29 protein-coding genes and 3 tRNA genes are annotated in these 25,799 nt (G+C 56.1%); 30 read left to right on the top strand and 2 right to left on the bottom strand.

Going from position 1 to position 25,799, the window contains the following annotated elements; genetic code table 11:
• Positions 1-179: 179 nt before the first annotated feature.
• From E308F_RS09090 to E308F_RS16730, 22 genes are all read left to right on the top strand, one after another.
• Positions 180-3,227 (top strand): DUF927 domain-containing protein, encoded by a 3,048-nt coding sequence (locus E308F_RS09090; protein WP_141264623.1) that lies wholly within the window; start codon positions 180-182, stop codon positions 3,225-3,227.
• A 1,042-nt stretch (positions 3,228-4,269) separates the two neighbouring features.
• Complete coding sequence (locus E308F_RS09085; RefSeq protein ID WP_141264622.1) at positions 4,270-4,776, top strand: hypothetical protein; 507 nt, start codon at positions 4,270-4,272, stop codon at positions 4,774-4,776.
• Between the two features lie 15 nt (positions 4,777-4,791).
• Complete coding sequence (locus E308F_RS09080; protein WP_141264621.1) at positions 4,792-6,810, top strand: ATP-dependent helicase; 2,019 nt, start codon at positions 4,792-4,794, stop codon at positions 6,808-6,810.
• Positions 6,811-6,835: 25 nt separating this feature from the next.
• Positions 6,836-10,006, top strand: a complete 3,171-nt coding sequence (locus E308F_RS09075; RefSeq protein WP_141264620.1) for a DNA polymerase — start codon at positions 6,836-6,838, stop codon at positions 10,004-10,006.
• Between the two features lie 85 nt (positions 10,007-10,091).
• On the top strand, positions 10,092-10,721 hold the full coding sequence (locus tag E308F_RS09070; RefSeq protein ID WP_141264619.1) for a hypothetical protein: 630 nt from the start codon (positions 10,092-10,094) through the stop codon (positions 10,719-10,721).
• A gap of 19 nt (positions 10,722-10,740) precedes the next feature.
• Entirely contained in the window at positions 10,741-11,121 is a 381-nt protein-coding gene (locus E308F_RS09065; RefSeq protein WP_141264618.1) for a hypothetical protein, read from the top strand.
• Positions 11,108-11,683, top strand: coding sequence for a hypothetical protein (locus E308F_RS09060; RefSeq protein ID WP_141264617.1), 576 nt, complete (start codon positions 11,108-11,110; stop codon positions 11,681-11,683). The genes E308F_RS09065 and E308F_RS09060 overlap by 14 nt, the downstream gene beginning before the upstream one ends.
• Positions 11,684-11,698: 15 nt before the next feature.
• On the top strand, positions 11,699-11,911 hold the full coding sequence (locus tag E308F_RS09055) for a hypothetical protein (RefSeq protein WP_141264616.1): 213 nt from the start codon (positions 11,699-11,701) through the stop codon (positions 11,909-11,911).
• Positions 11,912-11,976: 65 nt separating this feature from the next.
• Positions 11,977-12,120 (top strand): hypothetical protein, encoded by a 144-nt coding sequence (locus tag E308F_RS15855; protein WP_172613631.1) that lies wholly within the window; start codon positions 11,977-11,979, stop codon positions 12,118-12,120.
• 678 nt (positions 12,121-12,798) lie between these two features.
• Positions 12,799-12,960 (top strand): hypothetical protein, encoded by a 162-nt coding sequence (locus tag E308F_RS15850; protein ID WP_172613632.1) that lies wholly within the window; start codon positions 12,799-12,801, stop codon positions 12,958-12,960.
• Positions 12,944-13,294 (top strand): hypothetical protein, encoded by a 351-nt coding sequence (locus E308F_RS09050; RefSeq protein WP_141264615.1) that lies wholly within the window; start codon positions 12,944-12,946, stop codon positions 13,292-13,294. The genes E308F_RS15850 and E308F_RS09050 overlap by 17 nt, the downstream gene beginning before the upstream one ends.
• A gap of 103 nt (positions 13,295-13,397) precedes the next feature.
• On the top strand, positions 13,398-13,700 hold the full coding sequence (locus E308F_RS09045; RefSeq protein WP_141264614.1) for a hypothetical protein: 303 nt from the start codon (positions 13,398-13,400) through the stop codon (positions 13,698-13,700).
• A 42-nt stretch (positions 13,701-13,742) separates the two neighbouring features.
• Positions 13,743-14,735, top strand: coding sequence for a metallophosphoesterase family protein (locus E308F_RS09040; protein WP_141264613.1), 993 nt, complete (start codon positions 13,743-13,745; stop codon positions 14,733-14,735).
• Between the two features lie 37 nt (positions 14,736-14,772).
• Positions 14,773-14,849: transfer RNA gene (locus tag E308F_RS09035), tRNA-Arg, on the top strand.
• 5 nt (positions 14,850-14,854) lie between these two features.
• Positions 14,855-14,929 (top strand) — tRNA-Trp (locus E308F_RS09030).
• A gap of 535 nt (positions 14,930-15,464) precedes the next feature.
• Positions 15,465-15,540 (top strand) — tRNA-Ile (locus E308F_RS09015).
• Positions 15,541-15,663: 123 nt separating this feature from the next.
• Complete coding sequence (locus E308F_RS09010) at positions 15,664-17,160, top strand: TROVE domain-containing protein (protein ID WP_141264612.1); 1,497 nt, start codon at positions 15,664-15,666, stop codon at positions 17,158-17,160.
• A gap of 33 nt (positions 17,161-17,193) precedes the next feature.
• Positions 17,194-17,460 (top strand): DUF3467 domain-containing protein, encoded by a 267-nt coding sequence (locus tag E308F_RS09005; RefSeq protein ID WP_141264611.1) that lies wholly within the window; start codon positions 17,194-17,196, stop codon positions 17,458-17,460.
• A 23-nt stretch (positions 17,461-17,483) separates the two neighbouring features.
• Complete coding sequence (locus E308F_RS09000; RefSeq protein ID WP_141264610.1) at positions 17,484-18,947, top strand: ATP-binding protein; 1,464 nt, start codon at positions 17,484-17,486, stop codon at positions 18,945-18,947.
• Positions 18,916-19,251, top strand: coding sequence for a hypothetical protein (locus E308F_RS08995; protein ID WP_141264609.1), 336 nt, complete (start codon positions 18,916-18,918; stop codon positions 19,249-19,251). The genes E308F_RS09000 and E308F_RS08995 overlap by 32 nt, the downstream gene beginning before the upstream one ends.
• Positions 19,241-19,879: an ATP-binding protein gene (locus E308F_RS08990; protein ID WP_141264608.1), complete on the top strand. Its 639-nt coding sequence runs from the start codon at positions 19,241-19,243 to the stop codon at positions 19,877-19,879. Before E308F_RS08995 ends, E308F_RS08990 begins: the two co-directional genes overlap by 11 nt.
• A 121-nt stretch (positions 19,880-20,000) precedes the next feature.
• Complete coding sequence (locus E308F_RS16730) at positions 20,001-20,702, top strand: 3D domain-containing protein (RefSeq protein WP_141264607.1); 702 nt, start codon at positions 20,001-20,003, stop codon at positions 20,700-20,702.
• Between the two features lie 40 nt (positions 20,703-20,742).
• Here E308F_RS16730 and E308F_RS15845 read toward each other — a convergent pair whose 3' ends face one another.
• Positions 20,743-20,913 (bottom strand): hypothetical protein, encoded by a 171-nt coding sequence (locus E308F_RS15845; protein WP_172613633.1) that lies wholly within the window; start codon positions 20,911-20,913, stop codon positions 20,743-20,745.
• Between the two features lie 128 nt (positions 20,914-21,041).
• On the opposite strand from E308F_RS15845, the gene E308F_RS08980 reads away from it, so the two are divergent.
• From E308F_RS08980 to E308F_RS08965, 5 genes are read left to right on the top strand one after another with little or no spacing between them, the layout of a single operon-like run.
• Positions 21,042-21,383 carry a hypothetical protein gene (locus E308F_RS08980; protein ID WP_141264606.1) on the top strand — a complete coding sequence of 114 codons (342 nt, stop codon included), beginning with the start codon at positions 21,042-21,044 and terminating at the stop codon, positions 21,381-21,383.
• Positions 21,373-21,540, top strand: coding sequence for a hypothetical protein (locus E308F_RS15840; protein ID WP_172613634.1), 168 nt, complete (start codon positions 21,373-21,375; stop codon positions 21,538-21,540). The genes E308F_RS08980 and E308F_RS15840 overlap by 11 nt, the downstream gene beginning before the upstream one ends.
• A 17-nt stretch (positions 21,541-21,557) precedes the next feature.
• Positions 21,558-22,205 carry a hypothetical protein gene (locus tag E308F_RS08975; protein WP_141264605.1) on the top strand — a complete coding sequence of 216 codons (648 nt, stop codon included), beginning with the start codon at positions 21,558-21,560 and terminating at the stop codon, positions 22,203-22,205.
• Positions 22,206-22,257: 52 nt separating this feature from the next.
• Positions 22,258-22,488, top strand: coding sequence for a hypothetical protein (locus E308F_RS08970; RefSeq protein WP_141264604.1), 231 nt, complete (start codon positions 22,258-22,260; stop codon positions 22,486-22,488).
• The gene (locus E308F_RS08965; protein WP_141264603.1) at positions 22,475-22,654 is read left to right on the top strand and encodes a hypothetical protein; all 180 of its coding nucleotides are present in this window, start codon (positions 22,475-22,477) and stop codon (positions 22,652-22,654) included. The genes E308F_RS08970 and E308F_RS08965 overlap by 14 nt, the downstream gene beginning before the upstream one ends.
• A 66-nt stretch (positions 22,655-22,720) precedes the next feature.
• On the opposite strand, the gene E308F_RS08960 is transcribed toward E308F_RS08965, so the two are convergent.
• Positions 22,721-23,194, bottom strand: coding sequence for a hypothetical protein (locus E308F_RS08960; RefSeq protein ID WP_141264602.1), 474 nt, complete (start codon positions 23,192-23,194; stop codon positions 22,721-22,723).
• A gap of 154 nt (positions 23,195-23,348) precedes the next feature.
• Between E308F_RS08960 and E308F_RS08955 the strand changes: the two genes are divergently transcribed.
• The 3 genes from E308F_RS08955 to E308F_RS08945 all read left to right on the top strand — a co-directional run bounded on the left by E308F_RS08955 (position 23,349) and on the right by E308F_RS08945 (position 25,754).
• Positions 23,349-24,023, top strand: coding sequence for a hypothetical protein (locus tag E308F_RS08955; RefSeq protein ID WP_141264601.1), 675 nt, complete (start codon positions 23,349-23,351; stop codon positions 24,021-24,023).
• Positions 24,024-24,222: 199 nt separating this feature from the next.
• Positions 24,223-25,296, top strand: coding sequence for a helix-turn-helix domain-containing protein (locus E308F_RS08950; RefSeq protein WP_141264600.1), 1,074 nt, complete (start codon positions 24,223-24,225; stop codon positions 25,294-25,296).
• Positions 25,275-25,754 (top strand): DUF3368 domain-containing protein, encoded by a 480-nt coding sequence (locus E308F_RS08945; RefSeq protein ID WP_141264599.1) that lies wholly within the window; start codon positions 25,275-25,277, stop codon positions 25,752-25,754. Before E308F_RS08950 ends, E308F_RS08945 begins: the two co-directional genes overlap by 22 nt.
• The last annotated feature ends 45 nt before the right edge of the window (positions 25,755-25,799 follow it).

The raw sequence follows: 25,799 nt of genomic DNA, 5'->3' as shown, positions 1-25,799 counted from the left end.
TGCGGCCGGGTCAAATTTTTTAGGCTAAAGACGGATCAGGCACCGTTTTTAGCTTCCCTTTCCGGTACGGCCCGGCGGCTCGGCGAGCGGCCGGGCCAAATTTTTTAGGCGGCCCCGGGCAACCGGAGGGCCGCTTTTTCGCCATTACCTTTGCCATTACCCCGGAAAGGGACGGTAGTATGCCTGATTACCCGAACAACAGCAATCCAAATACTGGTGGTATCGAAACGCCTTCCAATCCAAATACTGTCATCCGTGACAGCGGCGACACCCCGGTCGGTGCCCCTCGCCGGACGCTGCCTGATGCCATAAAGCACAAGCTCATGACTGAATCCGACATACCTCCGGCCCTGGCCGACGCCGCCGGGCTTTACTGGGTGACGGCCGAAGAGGCGAGCCGCATGACCGGCGTGCACGTCGAGAGCGGAGGTATCGCCATACCGTACCCCGGAGAGCCGGACGGCTTCGTGCGGGTGCGGCTCGACCGGCCGAAGGGCGACATGAAATACGTCTCGCCGCGCAGGGCCGGATGCCGCCTCTACGTGCCGCCGGGGGCCGACATGACCGCCCCGGAAGTGGTCATAACCGAGGGCGAAAAGAAAGCCCTCTGTGCCGTTAACAACGGCATAAACTGCTTCGGCGTGTCCGGCATCGATTCCTGGCGCGAACGCAGTGCTGTAGGGGAGCAATTGCCGCCGGACGAGGCGCTGCTTGGCCGGTTGAAGCGCGACTGGGGCGGCCAGAGGGTCGTCCTGGTCTACGATTCGGACATCGACCAGCGGCACAAGCGTTGGGCGGCTTTCCCGGAGCTGGCCGAGCAGCTGTACCGCTTAGGGGCAAAAGAGGTCAAAATAATCACCCTCCCGAAGCTGGAAGCCGTAGACGGAAAAGTCGGGCTGGACGACTACCTCGTGGCCTACAAACGGGCCGGGGAAGACGGCGCGGCCAGGTTCCGTTCCCTCGTCGAGCACGCCCCGGCGTGGCTGCCGGTCGGCGCCGGTGCCGAGGCGTTCGCGGCACGGGAGCTCGCCAGCGGCGACATAGAGCGGCAGATCCTGGGTGCGGCGGCCCTGCTGGGGCTGCTGAAGAGTGAGCCGGTGGTGAAGGCCAGGCTCAAGAGAGCGGGGATCAGACGGTACCACAAGGACATACTCGACGGGGCCAGAAGGGTCCTGTCGCAGGCGCGGGAGCGGCAGGAGCCGCGGAGGCCGCCGGAACCCGAAGAGCCGGAGCCCGAACCGCAGGTCAAAACCATCGCCGAGCTCTTCCCGCCCGCCGCCGGGACGCCCTTTGCCGATTTCCCCGTGCCGGAAGGGTGGACGATCGACAGCCTGGGGCAGATATGCACCCAGACTTTCGACGAAGAAACGGGGGAAAGCGAGGCCGATCCGGTCATCGCGTGCGTCGTGGCCCTGGCCGGGATAATGGTCCCCGCCGACCAGGGGGAAGACACGATATACGACCTCTGGTGGTACAAAGACGGCGGTTGGAACAAAATCCAGGCCGCCGGCGGCATGCTTTTCAACGTGTCGAAAGCTGTCGATTTCCTGGCAAATTTAGGGATGCCAGTAGATTCCACCAACATCATGAAAGTCATCACCTGGCTGGGGGCGCTGCGTGACTACACCTTCACCCACCCCGACCACCCGCTCCCCGTCAAAATCCTGGTGGCGCGCTCCGGCTGGCACAAGCCCCAGGGCGAGCGGATAAAGGGCGAAATGTTTGCCGTGGGGCGGGACATCTTCACGACCGCCGGGCGGGTGGACGGCGAAGCGGGGGAAACCGCCGACGCGCCCGAATCGGACCACCCTTTGAGCGAGTGGTCGTCCGGCATAGGTGCCGGCGAAAAGCAGATGCTCGCGGCCATAACGGCCCGCGGCACCCTGGATGGCCAGAAGCGGACGTACCTCAAATACTTCGAGAAATACCCCCTGGCGGCTTTCTTCACGGGCGCCGGAGCGGCCGGGCCTTTGATACGCTACCTGGTGGAAGAAGGGGAATCGGACGTCTGCGGCTTCGTGGTGGAATCGACCGACCCGGAGAGCGGCCGCGGCAAGACCACCCTCAACATGTTCCCCGCCGGCCTCTGGGGGAGGCCGACCCTGGGCGACATGATCAGGACGGCCAACCGGACCACGGTGCATTCGGAGATACTGTTTTCCGTACACTGCGACATTTCCGCCCACATCGACGAGAGCCAGCTGGTGCGGTACGCCGACGCCGTCGCGGAAATAGTGTATTCGCTCGCCCTCGGCATGGGCAAGGAGCGTGGGGCGAAGAGCGGCGGCTCCCGCAAGACGCGGCGGTGGTATTCGGTGCTGGTCGTGAGCGCCGAGCGGTCGATCCTGGACGTCGTGCGGGGGCGGCAGGGCGTGTTCGACCGGGTGCTGTCGTTCCCGCCGCTGTTCCCGGCGAAGCGGGAACAGTTCCGCGTCGAGGCGGAGCAGATCGCCAAAGATTTGGCCGCCGACTACGGCCACCTCGGGCGGCGGTACGTGCAGTGGCTGCTCTCGTTCCCCGAAGACGCGCGGCGGAAAATTATTGTGGCGACTTACCGGCGGTGGAAAGACGCCCTCGACCGGGTGACCGACAGGGTTTCCCCGGCCACGGGGAACGCCCTGGACGGTTCGTCGGAAAAAAACCAGACCCTGAAACGCCTGGCCAAGCGGGCGGCCGCGTGCGGCGCCGGGCTGGAACTGCTGCTGCGCTCCCTGGGCGAAGACGGGGAAAAGGCCACGGAGATCACGGCCGCCGCCCTGGACGCGGCGTGGGAAAACGTCGTGACAAACACCAGCGGGCGGGCGCTGCTGGCCACGGTGCTGGACGTCTTGCGCTCGTTCGTGGCCGAGAACCGCGAGCTCATCGACGGCTTACGGGAAGCGGAAGGCAAGCCGCCCCGGTGGGTGGGGAAAATAGTACGCCGGGACGGCAAAAAGTATGTAGCCTTATACGCCAATGCCGTTCGGGACGCTTTGAAGAAGAACGCGGACGTCGAGTACGAGACGGCAGCCAAGGCGTTGAAGAACGCGGGGCTGGTATGGGTCCCGGAAAAGATGAAGGAGAAACACAAAAATGTCACTTCGTTGAGGTTCGGCGGAGGAAAAAGGGAATGGTGCCTTTTAGTCGATGCGGAAGCCTTATTGGAAGACGACGCGGATATGTGGGCGGAAGAAATAGATTTGATGTCTGAAAACGACACCGGGATAGAAGACGGGGTGGAACTTTAGGACGGGAAGGAGGAGGGTTAAGTGGGAACGGATTTTGCTTGATTCTTCGTCGGGGCTAAAAAATTAACAAATTCTCCCTGGGAACGGGTTTTCCTTGATTTTACGTTGGAATGTTTTTCCTGGGAACGGATTTTTGAATAATAATGATAAAGTAGATTTTAATTTAACCTGATTTTCCTTTTGATTTTCTTGGGTTTTTTGATGGTGAGAACGGCTCCCGAATAAAATGTTCTTAGGTGTCATACGTAGATGAATTAAGGTTTTACAGGGGATAGTATGTTCTCAAGTTCATTTTGGTATGACACCGTATGACATCCGTATGACACCCCCCAGCCTTGATACTCTAAGGATGAGGCGATCTGTCATACCGTCATACCTAAATTTTTTTTTCCCTAAAAGGGGATTTTTTTTTGCACGAGTTTTTGGTCAAAGAAAGTCAAAAATATCCGAGTTAATAAGTAGGGATTTTAATGCCTTTTTAAAAAACGTGCATTTTTTTCTTTCCTCCCTTTAGGGAAAATTTTTTTTAGGTATGACGGTATGACAGATCGCGTTTTTATAGGTATATCAACATTTAAGGGTGTCATACGGATGTCATACGATGTCATACGTAAATAAAAATGAGAACGAATTAATCTTTGTAAAATCTTAATTCATCTAGGTATGACACCCTAGAGCTATTTTTTAAAAATCCGTTCTCATATTTAAAAACCGTTGAAAAATCTTGTTTAACCCTTTATGATTTTTCCTCGTTTATCTATCTTAAATCAAAAATCTGTTCCCAGTAAAATTTTGTCAACGTAAAATCAAGGAAAAACCGTTCTCAGGGAGAATTTGTAATTTTTTTGGCCCGAACGAAGAATCAAGGAAAATCCGTTCTCACTAAAAAAACCACATTTTCCCAGACCTCTGTCAAGAGAGAAGAAAATCGTCAAAAACAGCGGTTTTAAATGTTGACGATTTTTGTCGGGTATATATCTACACGGAAAGACCGCTTTCAAAAAGGCAGAGAAATCCATTTGACTAAAGGGGATGTAAATAGATGGGAATTCTATTAGACCTTATCCACGGTAATCTCGATGACAAAAAGGTGGAACGATACAAGAAAAAATTCAACAGCCGCGCCTACATTTACGGCGATTTAAAATATAATCCCCCAGAAGAAAAAGATAAGAAAGCCAAAAAACGCCGCCTCATAAAACCTGATTCCTACGACGCCGTAAACGTGTTCCGCTCCGTGGTCGTGGATAATATCAAATATATCGGGGGGCTGGTAGGCAATGAAAACCTTTCTTGGGTGAAAGGCAAACTTATCGTGGAGGACGGCGTGCGGTACGTCGCCATTCCCACCTCTATCGTGCGGAAGGCTTTTAAGGATAAAGGTTTTGATTACGCTGGCGGCGTTGAACGTCTCAAGGAAAAAGGTGCACTATTGACAACCGGGAGAGGGAGCCGCAACGCTGTCCGGCTGAGGCTTAACGGTACACTGGAGTGGTGCTTGGCGGTAAAGGCTGAAACCGTAAATATCCCTATCCCGCAGAAAGATTGAAAGAAGGTTCTGAAAATGACGCGCGAATCAAAAATTCTGTCCGGCCTCAACGACGCCCAAAAAGAAGCCGTCTCTCACGGCCCCGGCCCCCTTTTAGTATTGGCGGGGCCAGGGAGCGGCAAAACGCGCGTGCTGACCCACCGCGTGGCGTGGCTGGTGACGTCGGGGTTGGCCCGCCCGGAAGAAATCCTGGCCGTCACTTTCACGAACAAGGCGGCCGGCGAGATGAAGCAGCGTATTAGGAATTTGCTGGGGGAAACCGGCGGCGTGCGCGCCCAGACGTTCCACTCGGCGTGCCTTTACGTCTTACGCCGGGACGGCACGAAAATCGGAATAGACCCTAAATTCGCCGTCGTCGACGAAGAGGCACGCCGCGAATTGCTGGTGAAAGCCGCCAAAGAGTTCCGCCTGGACCCGCCGGACGCGGCCGCCGCCGGAAAGGCGATATCCTTCGCGAAAAACTGTCTGGTCGGGCCGGACGAATTTTCAAAATGGATGGCGGAAAAGATCGGCGAAGGGAGCCTGCTGTCTCAGAAAATGGCAGAAGCCGTTTCCGGCTGCGAGGACGCCGTGCCGGAAGTCTACGCCGCGTACCAGGAGATGTTAAAAAAAGTAAACGGCCTGGACTTCGACGACCTGTTGTTTGAGGCCGTCCGCCTCTTCCGGGAAAGGCCCGACGTGGCCCGGAAATGGGCGGAAATCTGGAAATGGGTCCTGGTCGACGAGTACCAGGACACCAACCGGGCGCAATACGAATGGCTGCAGTTATTGGTAAAAAAGCGCCGCAACGTCACCGCTGTCGGCGACCCCGACCAGAGCATTTACGGCTGGCGGGCCGCCGACGTCGAAAACATCCTGCGTTTTAAAGAAGACTTCCCGGAAGCGAAAGTAGTCGCCCTGGAGAAAAACTACCGCTCCGTGCCGGCGGTGACGTCCCTGGCGGACAGGCTTATCCGGCACAACACCCGGCGCGAAGAAAAAACCTTGTTGCCTGTCCGCCCGGACGGCGGCGAGGCTCAATGCCTGTCTTTCCCGGACGAACGCGCGGAAGCTGAATTCCTGGCGGAAAAAATTTCCGCCCTGCACAGCGGCCAGGGCCTTTCCTGGTCGGACTTCGCGGTGCTCTACCGCGTCAACGCTTTGAGCTGGACATACGAGGAAGCGCTGGCGAAACGCGGCGTCCCCTACGTGGTGGTCGGTTCCGTGGGTTTCTGGGGCCGCAGGGAAATAAAAGACGTCCTGGCCCATCTGCGGGTAGCCGTGAATCCGAAAGACGTCGTTTCCCTGCGTCGGATATGCTTCCTCCAGCCGGGCGTGGGCGAAGCCACCGCCGCCCAGGTCGCGGCTCTCGTTCTCGCCGGCCGCCCGCCGGCAGAAGCCCTATCGGGCGCGGCCGCAAAACCTGGTATCGGTAAAAAGGCGCGTTCGTCTCTCGCCCGGTTGGCAAAAACCCTGGAGGTTTTGGAAACAGGCATCAGGGAAAAGAAACCTGCGGCCGAACTCTGCATGTATGCTGCCGAATCGACCGGCTATATGGCGAAGCTGGCCAAAGATCGGTCCGAAGAGGGCCAGGAGCGGGTCGCCAACGTCGGCGCCCTCATTTCCGCGGCGGCGGAGATAGACGCTTCCGGCGGCGGCGTGGCGGAGCTTTTGGAAAGGGCCGCCCTGGCGTCCGGCGACAGCGACGACGGCGGCGGGAAAGACGCGGTGCGGCTGATGACTTTGCACAAGGCGAAAGGCCTGGAATTCCACACGGTCTTTCTGGTCGCCGCGGAGGAAGGTTATCTGCCGCATTATCAGAGCGGCTACGGCCCGGCGCTGGAAGAGGAGAGACGCCTTTGTTTCGTAGGCGCGACCCGCGCGAAGGATTGCCTATACGTCACCTGGTGCCGCGAAAGGACTAACTGGGGCCGGACGGCGTGGAACAGGCCGTCGCGTTTTTTGAAAGAGATGGGATTTGAGGTCAATTCTTCTTTCGAAAAGCGGAGGCTCCCCGGCACGAGGTGGACAGATCGCATTGCGGCGGAACTTTAAATTTTAACGAAGGAAAGCGGTAGAAATGTTTGAGAAAGGATTCCATTTCAGCGATTTCGTTGGACCTAACCCGGCAGAATCCATTCTGTCCGGGGTTGTAGAAAAACCCGCCGCCGTGTCGCCAGGCGGCGAAACGCCCGGCCCGGCTGACACGGCAAAACGCGGCACGGCTTCAGTAGAAGCCGTATTCGCCTGCGCGGCTGCCCGCAGGAAGGAAGAACCCTTCGACTTCGACGCCGCCATGTCGAAGACCGCCGCCCGCCTCAACGCCGCCGCCCCTCCCGGCGCCGTGGAGTGGGCCGCGGCGAACCGGCCCGATTTAATGGCCAATGTAGACAAGGCCGCCGCTCTTTTGGACGAGGCCGCGGCCGACAACGACGCGCTGGTCTTCGAATTGGCTTTGGGCGACTACGAGGCGGCCTGGAGGGCCGTATTCGAGGCTTACAAAAAAGCGGCGGAAGCCGGCCGGCCCCACCAGGACGGCCGGACTCTAGGTGCGGACACGGCGGGAGCTGGGGAGGGTTTTCCGTGCCCCGGAGATACCGGGGATGGGTATAAAAACGGCGGCGTTGCTCATACGGTAAATACAAGCCAGACAGTGGCAAAAGCGGCGGCCATAGCCGACGGAAAGACGGCAGCAGACGGCGAAATGCCTTCAGAATCAAGCGGCGAAAAGATCGGAGGGTATACACCGCGTGACGGTGGTGGTAGGAAACTACCTACCGCGGGAGATCGGCCCCTTATAGGCCAAAATAAAGGCCGCAGCGGCGGTTCTGTGAGGGGTGATGGGCAAACTTCACTAAACGATATGTCTGTAAAAGCAGAACGCCAGGACGAGGCCTCCTCGGATCCCGTCCAAACCGTCCTTTTTCCTGAAATGGGCACGGTCGGGGAAAAGGACAGAAGCCCGGCCCCGCCCCGGCTCCCCTTTGCCGCAGAGCCCGCCCCGACATTGTGGCAGGAATGGCTCGATCGGGTGAAAATCGTAGTCGTGGAAGACGTGGAGACGTGGCGTTCCGCCCTGGCCGCCGCCAGGGACGCCGGGGTGTGCGGCTTCGACACCGAGACGACCGGGCTGGACCCCTTCGTGAATGAAATACGCCTCTTGCAATTGGCCGTGCCCGTCTACCCGGCCGGAAAGAAAAACCTGGTCGCCGAGGACGGCAAAGGGCCGGAGTCGGGAGGCAACGCGGTGGCCTACGTGGCCGACCTGTGGCGGTTCGGTAAGGAAGACCGCCGTGAGATGCTCGACGGGGTGGTCGGTTTGATGGCCGACCCGGAAGTGAGCTTCGCCGGGCACAACTTGAAATTCGATTTGAAATTCTTGCGGTCGGCCCTGGCGGCGGCCGAAGGCAAGCCCTGCTGGCCGGGGAAGCGGCTCCCGTGCGAACGGCTTTTCGACACCATGCTCGCCAGCCAACTGGTTACGGCGGGCGACTTTATCCCCGAGGCCCAATTCTCCAAATGGCGTGAGGAGCACGGCGTGCATATAGTCAAGGAAGGCAACGGGCCGACACGGTACTACGATCGCCACGGGCACGAAATAAAGTTTGAGCGCGACACACAGAAGAAGATAAGGCCGGTCTACCCGACCCACAGTTTGAAAGAAATCGCCCACCGGCATTTAGAGGTGGTCCTGGACAAAGAGGAGCAGGCCAGCGATTGGTCGGCCCCCGAGCTTACCGAAAGGCAACTCCGGTACGCCGGGCTGGACGCGGCGGTGCTGCTACCGCTGAGGGAGATTTTGGCGAATCTGATTTATAAAAACCGCCTCGCGCGGGCGGCGAAGATCGAGTTTGACTGCCTCCCGGCGGCGGTGGAAATCGAATGCAACGGGATGCCTTTCGACACGAAGCGGGCGTGGGAAATGGAGACGGCCGTAAAAGCCGCAGCCGAGTCTGCCCGGATCGAATTGGTCGAATTGGCGCGGGGTGCCGGCTTCCGGGCACGGCCGAAAAAGAACGAGGGTAAGCGGTACTCGCCCGATATAAACCCCGGCAGCGCGGTGGATGTGGTCGATTGTTTGGAGCTTTTGGCCAGCCGGGAAGGGATCCTCGTGAATATGGAAGGATCTGGCAAAGGCTTCCGCCTTCCCGGTGGCGAGGTCTTGCCCCTGGAAAGCCGCGACGACACCCTCACCCGGGTGGCCGCCGCGTTACCAGAAGAAAGCGATTTAAAACGGTTTATCGGTTTGCTCCAGGAATACCGCGGGCAGAAAAAGAAAAGCGATTTTTTGAAGAAGTGGATCGAGCTGACCCACCCCGCGACCGGGCGGCTGCACCCGGACCTGCGGCAGCTAAACCCCCAGGGGGTGGGGCGGTTTTCCGCCAGCAACCCGAACGTGCAGCAGGCCGGGCGCGACAAGGAGATCCGGGCGCTTTTCCGGGTACCGGAGGGGCGGAGGCTGGTTCTGGCGGATTACAGCGCGATTGAAATGAGGGTGGCTTGCGAAGTTTCGCGAGACGAAAATCTGTTAAAGGCTTTTACGGAAGGGATAGACGTCCACAGATTTACGGCCGCGAGCGTGGCCGGGAAGCCCGTAGGCGAGGTGACGAAAAGCGAACGACAGTTCGCCAAATCTTTGAATTTCGGATTAATATTTGGAATGTCTGGAAAAACGTTACAGGAATATGCAGAACTCGGTTACGGCGTCAAGATGACATTGGAAGAAGCGGAGGAAGCCCGTGAAAAATTTTTCCAGCTTTATTACGGCATCGCCGGGTGGCACGAAAAGCAGCGGCACTCAATATACGAAGACCGCTTCGGCGTAGTGTTCCGGCACGACGGCGTGCGGGGGTATTACGTTGAAAAGCGCCCTTTCGTGCGGATGCCCGGCGGCCACATGCGGGTTTGGCCGGTGGTCGAGGAAAAGCGGAGAAACGGAAGCGGGACGTACCTACGCAAAGCCGGGCCTTTGACAGAAATATACAATTCTCCTGTCCAGGGAGGGGCCGCTGAACTTCTAAAGGTAGCGATGGGAAACTTGTACCGCGAACTTTTGGCCCGCGGGTGGGAAGACGTTTATATGATCATGACGCTTCACGACGAGCTTCACCTGGAAGCCCCGGAGGATAAGGCGGAGGAAGCGCTGGAGGTTTTGCGGACGGTAATGGTCGGCGCTGGGAAAGACCTTGGTTTCGTGACGCCGATTGAGGCTGAGGCCAACGTGGGCGATTCGTGGGCTGATAAAGCCTGACAAAAAAGATCTTGACAGCGAATGAAATAATGATAAAATGAGAGTATGAAAGAATGATTAAACCTCAATTTCGGAGTTGACCCCAATGGATCTGCCTTCTTACCGCATAATGGCGTTTTTGCTTTCAGACCCGGGGGCGGAGATCCCCTGGGAATGGCGCGACTACATGCAGCCTTTGATTTACAGCTTTATCGACGACGGCGGAAAGATCCATTCGGCCAGATACAGCCTGTTCTCGTTTGCCCTCACGCCTCTCGACCCCGTATCCGGGCGAGACGGTGCGGCTTCAGGCAACGGCGCGTGGGCTTTCCGGTTCTCTTCCGCCCTCACGTCCGTCTTAGAACAGGTCGCGGCTTCCTTGCGGAAGAGCCGTGAGCTTAAGATAGCCGGCACGGCGTTCCGCGTCTCTGCGGTCGTGGAAGAAGCCCTGTCGGACCGGGCGGCGTACCAGACGGCGTCGCCCGTGCTGGCGGCTAAACTGGCTTTCCGGGACGGTGGGAAACCCTTCTGGAACCCGGCCGAGTCGTGGTTCGCCGCCGCGGTGGCGAAGTCTCTGACGAACCGCTGGAGGTTTTTGACGGGAGAAAAACCGCCGTCCCGCGTCCTTTCCGGGTTTTATCACCGGGCACGGAAAGAGATATGGGACATGCTGCCCGTCTACGTCCCGCCAACTAAAGGCGTCGGCGTGTGGATGCCGGAAGGGTTCACTTTCTGAATAAAAGGCGGTGTCTTCCATGCCCGACTGGTCTAAAATCACCACACCTACCCAGCTTTTCTACCACCTCGACCGCGGCGAGGTGGCGGTGTTCCCTCTGGACGACGGGGTAGCCTTCCTGCAGCGCGTGCCAGAAGGGTGGTATAAGATAATCCTCCAGCCCCGTTTTTCATCCGGCCTGGAATTTCGCCAGGACAAAAAGGAAGCGGTCCAGGCTTTGTTCGAAGAATTGCGCGGCAAAGGCATTTCTTTCTGGGTGTTCCCCGGGAGCGAGTTGGAACGGGTAGACGCCCCTTGGTGGAAGCGGGCGGTCGGGAAAGCCCTTTGCCGTGCCTGGGGCCTGGTAGAGGTAAAAAAGAAAGAGCGGAAAGGAGAGAGCGACCTCGGTGTCCCTTCTTGATTTTGTCGCCGACCCTGCCTGGCTGGAAAAACAACGCGAAGAGACCTGCGGCGCCCTGTCTGAAGCGAAAGAAAGAGTCTGTACGTTGGAACGGCGTCTGGACGACCTCGATTTCCTCGGCAGGGTTTTGCGTTTGCTCCGCACCGGCGAGGTGGTGACGTACAGCGGCGGGTTCGGCTGGAAGCCGCCGTACCGGGATTTCCACCGGGACAAAGACGGGACTCTTCATTTCTTGTCGCCGGACGTGGAGGACTATTCCAAAGACCTGCCGTTTATCCGCCGCCGTGATAAAGACGGCTTTCGTTCCGATTGGGCCTACGTGGTCCCCGCGGAATTTCACCGGGAGACCGTCCTGCTGGAAGGCGCCCACCTCTGCGTGCCCGTCGTGCCGCTGGCCAGAGTCAAGCACGACCGCTGCCCCGCCTGCGGCACGCCGCAGCCCGTGATGGAATGGTTTCACGAAACTTACGGCAGCCCGGAAATCGACCTGTGCGAGCGGGTGGTCTTCCTGGTCTGCTGCGGCGGCACTCAGGTTTTGGCGCGGTTTGAATTTTTATGTTGAAAGGATGTTGGAATTATGGCTTCCGAAATAATCCACCTCAAATGCCTCCCATGTGCCCGCAGGGGAGGGGAGAAGAGGTGCCCGGTCATCCAGTATCCTTCTAAAATTTGGGAAGAAGGGGGCTGCTGGGCGTTCACCACGGACAAGGAAGAAGTCAGGAGAGCGGAAGAGGCGGTCAAGGCGTATGCTGAACGAAAAGCGGCTGAAAAAGTGGCGGCGGGATCTTGACAGCGAATGAAAGAATGATATAATGAATATATGATAGAATGAAATAATAAAAGGAGAGGGTGCCGATGAAAGTGGTTTTAACTGATGGCACGGAGAACTTTGAAAGTCGTGAAATCAACGATATCGCCGAATTAGAAGATCTTAACCGGAAGGCTAGAGAAGCTACAGACGGAAATCTCTGTTGGGTTCTCGAAATCGAAAAGGCATAAGCTGGTTATTGGAATAAATTTGCTTTTTGCTACCCCGTTTGCGACTTTGTGGGTGGTTAAACCGGGTATGAGTCCTGGCAGGGGCCGCGTTAGGGGAAGGCGCGGCTAGGCGGCGGGGCGGCAAAAGCAAAAAAAAATGTGGGAAGTGGTTTGTCATGTTAAAATGTCTGTATTGCGGCAAGGAAATACCCGAAGATAAGGCCCGGGAAATAGAAGAGATTGGAATTGAGCCTTTTTGCAGCGAGTATTGTTGTTATATGTATAGCGGGGTACCTATGCCTTGGAATAGTTAAAATAGGATAAAGGAGAGGGGAAATTAATGCTTCCGTTCGTTAAAGCTGAACTTAGTTAATCTACCGTTTGTCGGGCGGTGCCTGCAGATATTTTGGAATTGATGATTTGGACGATTTGCCTTTGGAGAAATTCGTCGAATTTCTGGAAGATATGCCGGATGCGAGGGTGCGTCTAATTGCAAGATAACTTTGGGTTGTCCATTTGTGGGGCGGCGGCGTGGCTGGTCACGCTTGCGGGCGTCCTCGAGGGTCCGCGAGACCCGGGTCATTCCGCGAAGATGCATGCTCGTCGCGGAAGGTAACGGCACGGGGAAACCTGATAAGGTTTACGCAGGTTCGATTCCTGCCCGCCCCGCTACATATTTAGAAATGGGAGAGAGACGAAATGACAATTATCGATCAAGCCATTAACCTGCTCAAAGACGGGGCTAAGAAAGTGGAATTTGAGTGGCAGGGCACAGAAGTTACGGCGTATTGGGTTAACAATGTATTGCGGATTGACGTAAAAGGGTTGAAAGGGGTTGAACGATGTGGAAGTTCAGGTTGATTTTTATAAGCTCACCGGTAAATGGTACGCAGGCGGCCGTGTTGAAATTGGCGACGCTAGATTGTGGAAAGGGGATTTGTATGCGGCCATTATTAAAAACCAACGAATTTTGAAGCCTGGATGGGAAGATCATTTTATCGTCGTCGTTAATGATCTGCCCGAATTAGATGCTGATCCTAACTATCATGAATTCTTTAAGGTAATATTTTTCCCCAAATGGGTTAAAAAAATTTTTAGAAATGTTTATTACGAGAGCGAGAATCAAAACTTGGTCAAAATGATCGACGATCTGGTAACGGCTGTTAACGAAAATGCTCGGCGTGAGCAGGCTTAGAATAGACGGGGACTTTAAATAAGGCGGTATTTTTTTCCTGTCTGGGTTGAAAAAAATTTTAGCGAAAATAATGATTCAAATAATAAAGGAAAGGGGATGCCCCATGGGCGCGTATGATACCCCAACTCGCCCGTGCCCTTATTGCGGTACAGAATGCGAAGCGGACTGGGTCGACGTAGGGGTTGGATACCAGCAATGCGGGCCATATTATTGTCCCAATTGCGGCGCGAGCGAAATAGGCCCGTTTGACGACGAGGCCAGAATTCTTACCGATGAGGAGAAAAAGACAGGCTGGTACAAGCCGGGTTCTCCGGTAAGCGATAAAGCAAATACTTTTAAAGATTGCCTGGTAGATCATAAAACTGCGAAAAGGTTATACGAGATGGGATTGCTGAATAAAAAGTGATAAATATTCAAACTTCTATTCTAGAAAGGAATTTACAGCGTCATGTTAAAACTTCTCTACCTCACCGACACCCACCTCCGGGGAACCGCCCCTGCGTCCCGGACGGACGATTTCGCCGCCGCCGTCAAGGCCAAGCTGGCGGAAGTGGTGGGTCTCGCCGAATTCTTAAACGCCGCCGCGGTCGTACACGGCGGCGACCTCTTCGACCTCCCGGAGCCGGGCGTCGGTCAGGTCGGCGAATACCTGGAAATTTTAAGCAAGCTGCACGTGCCCGTGTTCGTCGTGCCCGGCAACCACGACATCTACGGCCACAACCCCTCGACGCTACCCCGGACGCTTCTGGGGCTGCTGGCGCGGGTGGGCGTAGTGCAGATACTCGGCCGGGAGCCCGTAATTATCGAGGGCGGTGGCGTCCGCGTCCGCCTCACCGGCCAGGGGTTCCACCCCGAGATGGACCGCCGCGGCCCGGCCGAGGACTACGCCGTGCCCCCGGCCGCCGCGGACGGCTGCGACTACGCTGTCCACGTAGTCCACGGGATGCTTTTGCCGCGGGCGGAGATTTCGTCCGCCCCATTTCTCCCGGCGGCAACGGCGGCGGAAGACGTCCTCGCCGTCACGGGCGCCGACTACATCCTGGCCGGGCACTACCATTCGCCGTGGGAGGTTTGTGCGGGCGGCAGGGTGGCCGTCAACCCCGGCGCGCTGGTGCGGGTCACGTCTGAGGCACGGGAACTCGCCCGGCGGCCTCAAGTAATGGTCATCGAGGCCTGCCGGGACGGGATACGGCACAGGTACATACTGCTTTCCTCAGCCCGGCCCGGCGAGGAAGTGTTAGACACGGCCAGGCTGGACGCCGACCGCGCCAGGGAAGAGGCGCGGGCGGAATTCCTGGCGAGCCTGGAAGCGTTCGGCGGTGGGTCCCACGGCGTCGATCCGGAAGAGGTCCTGCGGGAGACGATGGCCCGCATGGGCGTAGGGCCGGAAGTCGAGGCGGAGGTCTGGTGGAGATTCCAGGAGGCGATGGCGGGGTTATGACGGCGAGTAAACATTTCTTTGTAACTCTTAACCTATTGGGGGTGTAGCTCAATCGGACAGAGCGTCCGGCTTCTACCCGGCAGGTTGCAGGTTCGAGTCCTGCCACCCCTGCCATTCGTGGGGCGGTAGTTCAGTGGCCAGAATTCCGGACTCCAAATCCGGCGACGCGGGTTCGAGTCCCGCCCGCTCTGCCAGAGTATCGATGACAGAAGAATTGTTTTTCATAATCTAAATATAGTAAAATAGGAATACATGACGAAAGTTATTTTTCGTGGGGCGCTTGGCGGGGTTGCTTCGCCTAACGGTAAGGCATCTGACTTAGGATCAGACTATTGGGGGTTCGAGTCCCTCAGCGTATAATCCTCGCCGCTTTTTCCCCACGAAGTAAGAATTTATCACGGCGGGGCGCCGGGCAGGGGTACTCCGATACGGAATCTGACTTGAAATCAGACGAAACCTTGCCCTCATTTTCTCCGCCGTGATCATTTTGAAGATAAAGCGAGGCGCAGATACGGGTTGCTCCGACCTGGTAAGTCGTTTGGCAAAACCTGTATCGGTTTCCCTCGCTTTATTTTTTTTGGTTATGACTTGACATGGAATGAAAGAATGATATAATGAAAGATGTAAAGTATGAAAAAATGATATAAACAGGAGAGTAGCTCTAACGGTAGAGCGACCGGCTGTTAACCGGGAGGTTGCAGGTTCGAATCCTGCTACCCCTGCCATAGAGGGCCCGTAGCTCAACGGCTGGAGCGGCCGGCTCATAACCGGACGGTTCCCGGTTCAAATCCGGGCGGGCCCACCAATAAAAGTTAATAATGCGAGGCGCCGACGGCGGGATGCTTCGCATACAGGTTGAGGTTTGCTGTACATGGTTCCTGCCGCGACTATTCCTCGCAAATACATAGTTTAACAGGAGGTGTTTATCATGTCCCGTGCTACCTCCATTTTCAACCCTTCCGTCCCCTGTCCGACTACGGTCAACCGCGAAGGCTACATAGCCTACGAACGGCCGCTCGAAGAGCAGTATTTGCAAGTGCTCCTCACCAACACCCTGGGCAATACATATTACGCCACCAGCGACCAGCTCCTCCAGGAAGCGGAGCAGGTCCACGCCGCCATGCTCGAAAAAGACCCAGAGTTTGCGGCAAAGGCATTGGTCTTCGCCCGCAACGAAGGCTTCATGCGGCTCCAGCCGGTGTTCGGCCTGGCCAAGCTGGCGGGCGTGCGGCCTGACCTGTTCGCCCGCGTGTTCGACCGGGTAATCCTGATCCCGTCCGACCTCCAGGATTTCTTCACCGTCCTTAAGTCTATAGGCCGCGGCCAGGGCGGCCGGGCTATCAAGCGGGCCACGGCCCGGTGGCTCAATAACAAGCTCTCCGAATACTGGGCCGTGAAATACAACGGCCGCGGGCGGGGCTATTCCCTGGGCGACGTCGTGCGGACCGTCCACCCGGCGCCCGCCGGGGCGAAGCAATCCGCCCTGTTCGCCTACCTGGCCGGGCGGGACTGCGACGCCTCCCTGCTCCCCCAGGTCGCGGCGTTCGAGGCGTTGAAGCGGGCACAGACGCCCGAAGAGCGGGCGCGGCTGATCGGGGAAGGCCGCTTGCCGCACGAGGCCGTCACCGGGGTCGGCGGCCTGGACAAAGAATGCTGGCGTGCCCTCGTGCCGCAATTGCCCGCCTTTGCGCTTCTGCGGAATTTGAACACGCTGGAGTGCCACGGCGTGCTGGACGAGTATAGGGAATATATTTCTGCACGGCTGACCGACAGGGAAGCCCTGCGCAGGGCCAAAATTTTGCCTTTCCGCTTCCTCAAGGCGTTCCGAGAAGTCAAGCAACCCTGGCTGAAAGACGTTTTGCGGGAAGCGGTCGAAGCGACGTTCGGCAACCTCCCGGAGATCCCCGGAAAGACGGCGGTCTTCCTGGACAAGTCCGGGTCGATGGCCGGGGAATACCTGCTTATCGGGAGCGTTTTCGCCCTTGCTCTCTATAAGAAGACCGGGGGTAATTCCATTTTCTGGACATTCAATACCAGGGTGGAGGAAGAAGATATCTCGATACACGATTCTATCCTCTCCCAGGCGAGCAAGTTCCGGGCCTCCGGCGGCACGGACGTGGCCGCGCCGGTGCGGCGGTTGGTCGAGAGAAGGGTGTTCGTCGACAATATAATCGTCATCACTGATGAGCAGCAGAACGTTGGCGGTCCCATTTATAAAGCGCTTGTTAAATACCGACAGAAGGTGAACGATCGGGTCAAGGTTTTCGTTATAGACGTGGCGCCCTACAGGTCCGCTCTGGTACCGCCGGTCGACCCGTTGACGTTTTACGTTTACGGTTGGTCCGACACGGTTTTGCAATATATTTCTTTCGCGGTCCAGGGGTACGGGGGCATGTTGGACATGGTTAATAAAACGGCTATTTAGAAAAAAAAATTTTAAGAAAGGCGGAAACATTTAATGCCTGAAAAGACGTATGTATACGCCAACTTGATGCAGATCCGTAGCGGAGCATTGGATTTTGCGATTAACTTTCAGATGTTCGACGTTGAAGGAAAGGTTGTAAACGAATATGAGGTACACCTTTCCCCCCAGGCGGCAAAACTATTCGCGACAGCTTTAAGCCACCAGGTCAAAGAGTACGAAGCCAGGTTTGGTGAGCTTCCGGAATTGTATACAGAAAATGGGAAACAGCAAGACGAAATAAACTCGAAACAACTTCAATAATTACGGCAAGTGGGGTTCTGCCCATGATCCGCAAACTCACAATCGAAAACTTCCAATCCCATTCCCATACCGAACTAAACCTTTCCCCCGGCGTGAACGTTATCCTCGGCGAGACCGATTCCGGCAAGTCGGCCGTTGTCCGCGCCCTCCGCTGGCTCTGGTTCAACGAGCCGCGGGGCGACGGCTTCGTCCGCCGCGGCACCCGCAATTGCCGGGTGCGGGCCGAGCTCGGTGACGGAACCGCGTCTACCGATGAAGGGGTTGTAACGGTGGAGCGTGCCCGCGAGGGAAGCCGCAACCTGTACCGCGTCGTCACCCCCGGTGGTCGGGAAGAGGTCTACGAGGGCTTCGGAAGCGCGGTCCCTGAAGAGGCGGCGCGGGCCGCCGGGGCGGTCCGGGTCGAGGCGAACGGCGTGACCCTCACGCCGTCTCTGGCCAACCAGATGGACCCGCCGTTCGTCATCGGGGAATCCCCGGCCACCGCCGCGGCGGTCGTCGGGCTGGTCTCGCGGGCGGAAACGTTCGACGCCGCACTGCGGGACGCCAACGCCGACGCCGCGAGGCTTAAACGAGAGGCACGGTCGCTGGAAGAAGAGATCGCCGCTTTCGGTCGCCAGCTGGAAGAATTCGCCGACCTTCCGGCGTGGGAGGAAGCCTTAGCCGGGGCCGGGGCCGCTCTGGACGCGGCCCGGCGGGCGGAGGCACGCAAAGAAAGGCTCCTCGCCCTGGCCGCCGCCCGGCGGGACGCCCTGACGGAAATCGTCGCTGCGGAAGCCGTCCTGGACGCCGCCGCGGGGGTGGGCGTGGCCGCCGTGATAGTAGTGGCTATGGGGGGCAAGACCGCGCATCTTAAGGCATTGAAGGCTTTACGGGCGGCATACATGGAGAACGAGGCCGCGTTAGGAGAATCTGAAGCGGTCCTCGAGCGGACGCTCCGCGTGGGAGAAGCCGCCCGGACGTGCGGGGACGCCGCGGAAGCCCTTGCCCGGATGAAGCGGCTGGAAGAATTGCGGCGCGGGCGGCGGGACGCGGCGGCCGAACTCGCGGCGGCCGAAGCGCGGCTGCGGGCTACGTCCGGGGCCGGTGAGGCCGGGCGGGCGCTTGCGGCGGCGGCTGAAACTCTGTCCCGGCTGGGCGTATTGCGCTCCCTGGCGGCCTCCGTCAAGGAGGCGTCCCGCGAATTGTCGTCCGCGGAACGGGCGGCAGAAGCAACCAAAGGGCTACGGGAGGCCGGCGAGCTCCTGGACGGCACGTTGAAGACTCTTCGCCGCCTGGATTCCCTCTACGCTTTAGTCAAGGGGTCCGCCGCGGCGGTATGGGAAGCGTCGGAAGCCCAAAGCGAGGTGGAAAAAGCCGCGTCCCTGGCGGGGCGGGCCACGGAAGACCTGGCGGCGGCCCTGGCCGAACTGGGCCGGTGCCCGGTGTGCTTCAGAACGATTGAAAGGGGCGAAATCGATGGCATCATTAAAAACTTTGTCGACCGCTAAAACATCCGTCAATCCGGCTTCTCCTGTACCCCCAAAGGCCGGGCCGGGCAACGTCGAGGCCAGGGTGGCCCGGCTCCGGGAACGGCTCGAAGAAGCAAAGCGCGCCCGCGCCGCGGCCGAAGCCCGGCGGGAGATGGCGCTGAAGCGTAAAGCCGAGATCGAGGCCCAGATCCGGGAGATGGGCGTCGAGCCTGAAAACGTCGACGCCGAGATCGAAAGGCTGGAGGCCGAGATCGACGAAAACCTGGCCAGGGCGGAAGAACTGCTCCGGCCCTTTGAGGAGCTGTTAAATAATGCCAGTTAACGACGTGGTCACCCTCCTCGAAGCCGTCCGCGCCGAGTACGAGCGGCGGCGGGGGCGGCGCGACCAATTGCTGGAACTAAAGGCGGAACGGGAAGCGAGGCTTCAGGAGACGCGGCGCAAGGCCGAGACCGTGGAAGCGGCGGCCCGCGTCTTCTACGCCGCTTCGGCGGCGGCCCGGGAGAACGCCCGGGCGCGGCTGGAGCGGGCCGTCACGTCCGCCCTCCGTGCGGTCTTCGGCCCCGGCGTTTCTTTCGCCGTCGAGGTGGGCGACCGGCGCGGCCGCCCGGAAGCCGAGTTTTACATTGTGTCCGAGTACGGCGGAGACACGCTAAAGACGCCCGTCCTGGACGCCCGCGGCGGGGGCGTGGTCGACGTGGCGTCCCTGGCGCTGCGGGCGGCCGTGGCCGCCGCCGTTACGCCGCCCGGCGCGCCGGTCGTGCTGGACGAGCCGGGCAAGCACCTGTCCGAAGGCTACAGCCGGGCGCTGGGGCAATTGCTGAAAGCCATCGCGGACGAGACTGGACGCCAGTTTATCGTCGTGACCCACGACCCGCGGGTGGCCGAGGCGGCGGACCGGACTTTCCGGGTGGAGATCGAGGGCGGCGAGAGCAGGGTAAGGGCGGTTTGAAGGATAGCAAAATCAAAGATCTTACCCGTCTTACCCGTTCCTTACCCGTTCCTTACCCGTTAAAAAACCCAATAAAATCAAGGACCTTACCCGTCTTACCCGTTTTTTAAGGAGTGAGGAAATGCTGGACAGCCACCCAACCCCGGCCCGAAGAAGCGGGCCGGGGACCAGCGGCTATTCCAAACGCCGGAAGATCGCAGGCATCGCCGTCCTAGCCGTTTCGGCGGCACTTTTATTTTCGGCTGGCGGCGGAAAACAATACGATGCTTCGTTTTTCGTCGGCAGCCCCAGTGCTGGGGCATGCTCGCCCGTCGTCAGCGTCGAAAGTTTTCCCTGCGGCCAGCGTGGGGCGGGAGAAACGGCACAAGGGGGATACCGCCCGGAGAGCACGGGCGGCACGGAAAAGGCCGGGAAGCCGGAAGCGTCTCCGGCGGGCGGCCGCAATTACGCCGACGCCTACGGCCAGCATGTCGCCATAGCCGCCGCTTCCCGCGGCGTGCCGTCGGGCCGCGGATTGGGGGACGGCCCGGTGGAAATGGAAATAGTGGCCACGGGCTATTCGGCCAGCCGCGAGGAAGGCACCGAAGACGGCGTCACGGCGACGGGAACGAGAGTCCGCAGGGGCGTGGCCGCCGTCGACCCGAGGGTGATACCGCTCGGCTCCGAGATGTACGTCCCGGGCTACGGCTGGGCCAGGGCGGAAGACACCGGCGGGGCCATCAAAGGCCGCCGCGTCGACCTGTTTTTCCCGTCGCGGGAAGAGGCGCTGCGGTGGGGTGTAAAGAAAGTTAAAGTAGTGATCGAGCGATTTGGAAAAAACTGATTTAGGAGTTGGTTGACTTATGCCTAAATATATCGATATTTCAAATGCCATACCTCGCGACCGCGAATTTTTCTCCAGCTTCCGCCCCGGCGATTGGGTCCGCGTCGATTAGCCGAAAAAACTCACGGACAACGAAGCGAAACCGTGTTACGGCGCCGCCGGCGAGGTGGTTTACGTCGGGCACAGCTACCTTACCCTGCAGGGCATTCACGGTTTTACCTTCTGCGTCTCGCGGGCCGACGTGCTCGAGGGGGCGGTGGTGCGGATCCCGGCGTCTCAGGCGGCGCAGCGGCGCGGTGGGGGAGCGGATGACCGTCTGGCGAAGGTGGTGTTCGGCTAATGAGTAACGAAGAACTAAAAGAGAAAATCGAAGCGTGGCTCCGTTCTAAAGAAAAGACGGCTGTCGCAGGTTTCCGCCCCTCGGCCGTGCGCAAAGCCGTGCCGGGCGCTACAAAAAAAGAGGTAGAAGAAATTCTGTTGTCTCTGGCTGCCGAAGGCAGGTTGAACGTAGAGTGGGAAATCACGTGTCCCGAATGTTTCAGTTTGATCAAAACAACGGCTAAACGTCCCGAGCGGGAAATAGAAGAATACTGCTGGCATTGCGGCAGAGAAGTTTGGTTGGACACTTTTCAACCTGTTTTCTATTTTCCGGGAAAGGAGGCGCGGCGTGATGCGATATAAATCAGATAATATCTGGGAAATAGCTCGCGAGCTTTTCCCGGACGTGTCGGATTTTACCATCGAATTTCTTGTTTGGGAAAAGACCTGTTTTCCGTTCGACAACCGCGAAGCCGTCAGGCAATTAGAGCGGCTGGCTGTCGAGTGGTACAGCGGATGAAACAAGGGGGTATTAGGGTGGAATTTGTAAAAATTAAGTTGTTAAGCGATTTTGTAGATTACTATGATCACTGGTTTGATCTGGAAGGTATAACATTTAATCGGTTTTCGTACAGCGGTATGAAACGGGGCGAAGCACTTAAATACCTGAGTTCTTTGGGACTGAGGGTCCCAATTTTCGGTAGAGTTAAGGATTTGCCAAGGCTTATCGATAACTATCCCCAAGTAGCAGACGTCGTAATTTATTTAGACGAAACGGCTCACAGAGGAGAAGGAAAGATCAAGATGCCTCTCATGGACGCTCTGGAAAAATATCCTGATCATTTAGCTATTGAATATATACAAGTTTTACCAGCATTTGCCGGTTATAGTTGGCGGTATTTGCAAGTAGGGGATAAACGTTTTTGGCTTCAATACTTTAGTAGTAACGATTGGCGTTCCAATTGCGGTCAGGTTGAGATTAAAATTTTAAGTAAAGAAAAAGACGGTTATCACCCCACAATAAAATACCCCCTTTTTGCCATCGATTTTCTTCCTGCGGGTCATTTGTATGCTGTAGATTTCAACATAGCACCACAATTAAATGGTATAGGTATAGAGGATATTTTGTCTTCGCGGGAGGCGGCCGAAGCCATTAAAAAGGCTGTTGTTCATTTTTCATGCTAAAATTTTGTAAAACGGTTGGTAGGGAAGCCTTTTGGAAAGGAGAGTTATCAAAATGTTAGAGCAGATAACCTTTTCCGACCTCGACCCCTCCCCCGAATGGCAAACGTTGGAGCGGCGGCGGACGCCGGACGTCCTGGCCGCTTTCAACCTCATCCGGGAATGCGAGCGGGTGCTGCCGCTGGTCTGCGACCCGGGCGTTGAGGCGGAAGACCGGGCGATGCTTCTCAGGGCGGCGGAAAAGCTGTACGCGACGCTGGGGATGGTGTTGGATGGAAAAAATTAAGGTTGGTGATGAAATGTCTGTAGTTCCTAAAGGAAGGATTATCTTTGTAAAAGGACATTTATGGCATTTAACATTGAATACGTTGGCACGTTGGAAAAAGATGAGACAGCCTCCGGATCCTGCGCCATTTTTCTATATTGGGAGACGTCCTAGTGAGAAGGTATAAAATGAGTTTGTCTAAAGTCGAGCTTTCTATAATTGATAGAGAAGTTCGCTTTTGAACAAATGTATGCTACCTACTGTTAATTAAATCCAATACCACACTACCTTTCATCTCTTTTAAGTTAGCACCATATCCATACCACGGTAGATTGTACAAAGCTGGTTCTGCCTTTATTTTAACTGCTCCCGCTATCTTGGTTCTTGGTTTAAGTTTTTCGATACTGAAATTCACGGAGTTTGCTTCCAAAACCATATTTGGCATCATCAATAATCCTCCATGACTTTGGGGTATGATTCTCAATGGATTTAACCCTTCCATGTTAATAACCACCATTGCATCGTTCAAGACAGTGTTGTCGTCTAGATTACCAACGCTGAACTCTATTTCCCATTCAAAGTTGTGCGGCAACTTCTTTACCGATTCAATTCCTACAGCTACACCTTTTACCTTCCGTGGACGTGAGACAAAAGCAAAATATGCTGCGACAATCGCTGCAATAGCAGAAATGATTGAAGAAACCGTTCCAATGATTGTCCAAATCACCACTATTTCCCCCATATTTCACATACATCAATATCAATGGATAATTTCTTTATTAGTTATATTTTTCCTGCTTTTATAACCAAGGGGGGAGCCTCAAAAGAATTTTTTGCGAAACATAACAAAGAAAAAGTGAATCTTGATAACAGGTGATAACGTGATGCATCCAAACGCCATCACCCTCCCGCCGGAAGGCTTTAAACCCGAAATCAAAAAAGGCTACGCCTGGTGTCCCTATTGCGGCCAGGCGTTTCATTTCGTATGGGACGCGAAGCTGGCCTACTCGCGTTGCCCCGGCTGCGGCATCGGGGCGGGCGAATGGCACACGCGGACGTGCAATAATCTCTGGGACCCGGCGGTCAAAGACAAGTTCGACGCGGCCGTCAAAGACTCAGGACGGCGTTGGGAACGAGGTGGCGGCGATAACGGCGTGCCGGAGGCGGCCAAAAACCGCCGCGGCGGCAAAACTCCGCCGGCGAGCGTGGCCCCTGTGGGCGGCGAAGACGGTGCGGTCGCCCCGCCGGTTGACGGCGGCAGCAACGGTCCCCCGCCGGAAGCCGGCGGGGGCGTTTCCTCTATGCTGCCCAAAACGACGCTGGGAAAGGTCCGGGCCCTCGCGGCGCGGGAATGTGTCAATTTCACGGCCGCCTGGGAAGACGGCCGCCGGAATTTCTGCCTCGTCCGCGACGGGACCTGCGTGTTTTTCGGCGGCCGCGGTAGCGGTTGCCGGTGGTTCGAGGAAGGCGTCTTGCCGCTGGACCGCAAGTTAGAAAGCGAATATTGGGACGCCTGGAAACTCCTGGCCTCCGGGCGTGAGGGTGGCGGTTCCTGAGAAATGCTATCTTCTACGGAAGTGGAGTATATTGTCCGGGTTGCGATGACAAAATATGGGTAGATATTTTTTTGATTGAAGCTCCTGGACCTGTGAGGTGACCACGGATCTGGGAGCTTTATTGTTGTTAGTAATGGTATTTCGGTTGACAAAAACGTATATAATATATTAAAATGTAAACCGAGGGAGGTTATTTATTATGGCAATTGGAGACCGCATTAAAAGTGCCCGGCTGGCTGCGGGTTTTAGCATGCGGCAGTTGGCCGAACGTGCGGGGATAAGTCATAATGCAATTTCTAAGTATGAGAAAGGCCTTGATATACCTAGCTCTGGTGTATTATTAAGGTTAGCTAATGCACTCTCGATAAAAATTGAGTATTTTTTCCGTGAAAACACCGTTGAACTATCAGTACCATCTTATCGAAAAAAAGCCTCTCTCACAAAAAAGGGCGAAGAATCTATCCTTGCACAAGTAAAAGACTGGCTCGAAAGATACTTAGAAGTGGAAAGCTTGTTTCCTGACGAAGAAGTCTTTACACAGTTTTCTCTTTCCGAGGGAGCAATTGATAGGTATATAACCTCTGTTGAAGAAGCCGAACGAGTAGCACAGCAATTAAGGGAATTTTGGCAACTTGGTAATGACCCAATTGATAATTTGACTGAGTTACTGGAAGAAAAAGGTATTAAAATTGGTTTAATCGATGGTGCAATGGAGTTTGATGCATGTATTCTTGAAGAAAAAAAACTAGGTCCAGTTATTGTAATTAAGAAGGAATTACCTGGAGATCGTCATCGTTTTAACTTAGCTCATGAACTAGGACACGCAATAATTAAAATAAAAGAGGGTATAAACATAGATAAGGAACGTGCCTGTCATAGGTTCGCGGGTGCTTTTTTGGTTCCTGCGGAAGCAGTAAGACGTGAGTTAGGAAATAAACGAAACACAATTGACTTATTGGAGCTTCACTTGTTGAAACACAAATATGGTCTTAGTATGCAGGGATGGATATTTAGGGCTAAAGATCTAGGCATTATCCCGGAAAGCGAAGCAGACAGGTTATTTAAGCTTTTTCGCGTTAAAAAGTGGTATAACAATGAACCGGGAGACCAACTACCTCCTGAAAAACCGGAACGTCTAAAAAGGTTAGTATTAAGGGCATTGTCAGAAGGTATTATTTCTGAACCTCGCGCAGCTGAACTTCTTGGTAAGTCGCTACAAGAATTTTGGCAGGAGGTAGAGGAACAGCATAAATGGGAAAAAGACAAACTCTAGTTACTGATACCAATTTATGGATAGATTTAGATAAGGGTGATCTAATATTACAGATGTTTCGCCTTCCTTACAAATTGGTCGCACCAGATGCAATAATCGCAGAGTTAGATGAACCAGATGGCTTTAAACTTGTAGCTCTGGGTTTAGAAAAAGAAGAGTTATCGGGAGCGGAAGTACTTAAAGTTTTGGAGTATGCAAGAAAATACAAAAAACCATCTAGACCCGATTTATTTGCATTAGTTTTAGCCCAAAGACTTAAAAGTCCTTTAATAACAGGAGATTGGGATTTAAGGGTTGCGGCAAGACAAGAAGGGATCGAAGTCCATGGGACTTTGTGGGTTATAGACAAATTTGTCGAAATGAAGATGGTTGCGCCTAAAACAGCTTCGGATTCTTTGAAAAAAATGCTAGGTGTTGGAAGAAGACTACCTGAAGATGAATGCAAAAAAAAGAATTGAGATGTGGACTAAAAAATAAAACCAAGTCGACCTGTTGCTTAAACT

This window comes from Moorella sp. E308F, from assembly GCF_006538365.1.
Classification (GTDB): domain Bacteria; phylum Bacillota; class DSM-521; order Neomoorellales; family Neomoorellaceae; genus Neomoorella.
This window is presented reverse-complemented; position numbering and strand designations above follow the sequence as displayed.

Bases quoted from the DNA above. Each gene is read 5' to 3' on its own strand.
- E308F_RS09090 (WP_141264623.1), top strand. From the start codon at position 180: ATGCCTGATTACCCGAACAACAGCAATCCAAATACTGGTGGTATCGAA.
- E308F_RS09085 (WP_141264622.1), top strand. From the start codon at position 4,270: ATGGGAATTCTATTAGACCTTATCCACGGTAATCTCGATGACAAAAAG.
- E308F_RS09080 (WP_141264621.1), top strand. From the start codon at position 4,792: ATGACGCGCGAATCAAAAATTCTGTCCGGCCTCAACGACGCCCAAAAA.
- E308F_RS09075 (WP_141264620.1), top strand. From the start codon at position 6,836: ATGTTTGAGAAAGGATTCCATTTCAGCGATTTCGTTGGACCTAACCCG.
- E308F_RS09070 (WP_141264619.1), top strand. From the start codon at position 10,092: ATGGATCTGCCTTCTTACCGCATAATGGCGTTTTTGCTTTCAGACCCG.
- E308F_RS09065 (WP_141264618.1), top strand. From the start codon at position 10,741: ATGCCCGACTGGTCTAAAATCACCACACCTACCCAGCTTTTCTACCAC.
- E308F_RS09055 (WP_141264616.1), top strand. From the start codon at position 11,699: ATGGCTTCCGAAATAATCCACCTCAAATGCCTCCCATGTGCCCGCAGG.
- E308F_RS15855 (WP_172613631.1), top strand. From the start codon at position 11,977: ATGAAAGTGGTTTTAACTGATGGCACGGAGAACTTTGAAAGTCGTGAA.
- E308F_RS15850 (WP_172613632.1), top strand. From the start codon at position 12,799: ATGACAATTATCGATCAAGCCATTAACCTGCTCAAAGACGGGGCTAAG.
- E308F_RS09045 (WP_141264614.1), top strand. From the start codon at position 13,398: ATGGGCGCGTATGATACCCCAACTCGCCCGTGCCCTTATTGCGGTACA.
- E308F_RS09040 (WP_141264613.1), top strand. From the start codon at position 13,743: ATGTTAAAACTTCTCTACCTCACCGACACCCACCTCCGGGGAACCGCC.
- E308F_RS09010 (WP_141264612.1), top strand. From the start codon at position 15,664: ATGTCCCGTGCTACCTCCATTTTCAACCCTTCCGTCCCCTGTCCGACT.
- E308F_RS09005 (WP_141264611.1), top strand. From the start codon at position 17,194: ATGCCTGAAAAGACGTATGTATACGCCAACTTGATGCAGATCCGTAGC.
- E308F_RS09000 (WP_141264610.1), top strand. From the start codon at position 17,484: ATGATCCGCAAACTCACAATCGAAAACTTCCAATCCCATTCCCATACC.
- E308F_RS08995 (WP_141264609.1), top strand. From the start codon at position 18,916: ATGGCATCATTAAAAACTTTGTCGACCGCTAAAACATCCGTCAATCCG.
- E308F_RS08990 (WP_141264608.1), top strand. From the start codon at position 19,241: ATGCCAGTTAACGACGTGGTCACCCTCCTCGAAGCCGTCCGCGCCGAG.
- E308F_RS16730 (WP_141264607.1), top strand. From the start codon at position 20,001: ATGCTGGACAGCCACCCAACCCCGGCCCGAAGAAGCGGGCCGGGGACC.
- E308F_RS08980 (WP_141264606.1), top strand. From the start codon at position 21,042: ATGAGTAACGAAGAACTAAAAGAGAAAATCGAAGCGTGGCTCCGTTCT.
- E308F_RS15840 (WP_172613634.1), top strand. From the start codon at position 21,373: ATGCGATATAAATCAGATAATATCTGGGAAATAGCTCGCGAGCTTTTC.
- E308F_RS08970 (WP_141264604.1), top strand. From the start codon at position 22,258: ATGTTAGAGCAGATAACCTTTTCCGACCTCGACCCCTCCCCCGAATGG.
- E308F_RS08965 (WP_141264603.1), top strand. From the start codon at position 22,475: ATGGAAAAAATTAAGGTTGGTGATGAAATGTCTGTAGTTCCTAAAGGA.
- E308F_RS08950 (WP_141264600.1), top strand. From the start codon at position 24,223: ATGGCAATTGGAGACCGCATTAAAAGTGCCCGGCTGGCTGCGGGTTTT.
- E308F_RS08945 (WP_141264599.1), top strand. From the start codon at position 25,275: ATGGGAAAAAGACAAACTCTAGTTACTGATACCAATTTATGGATAGAT.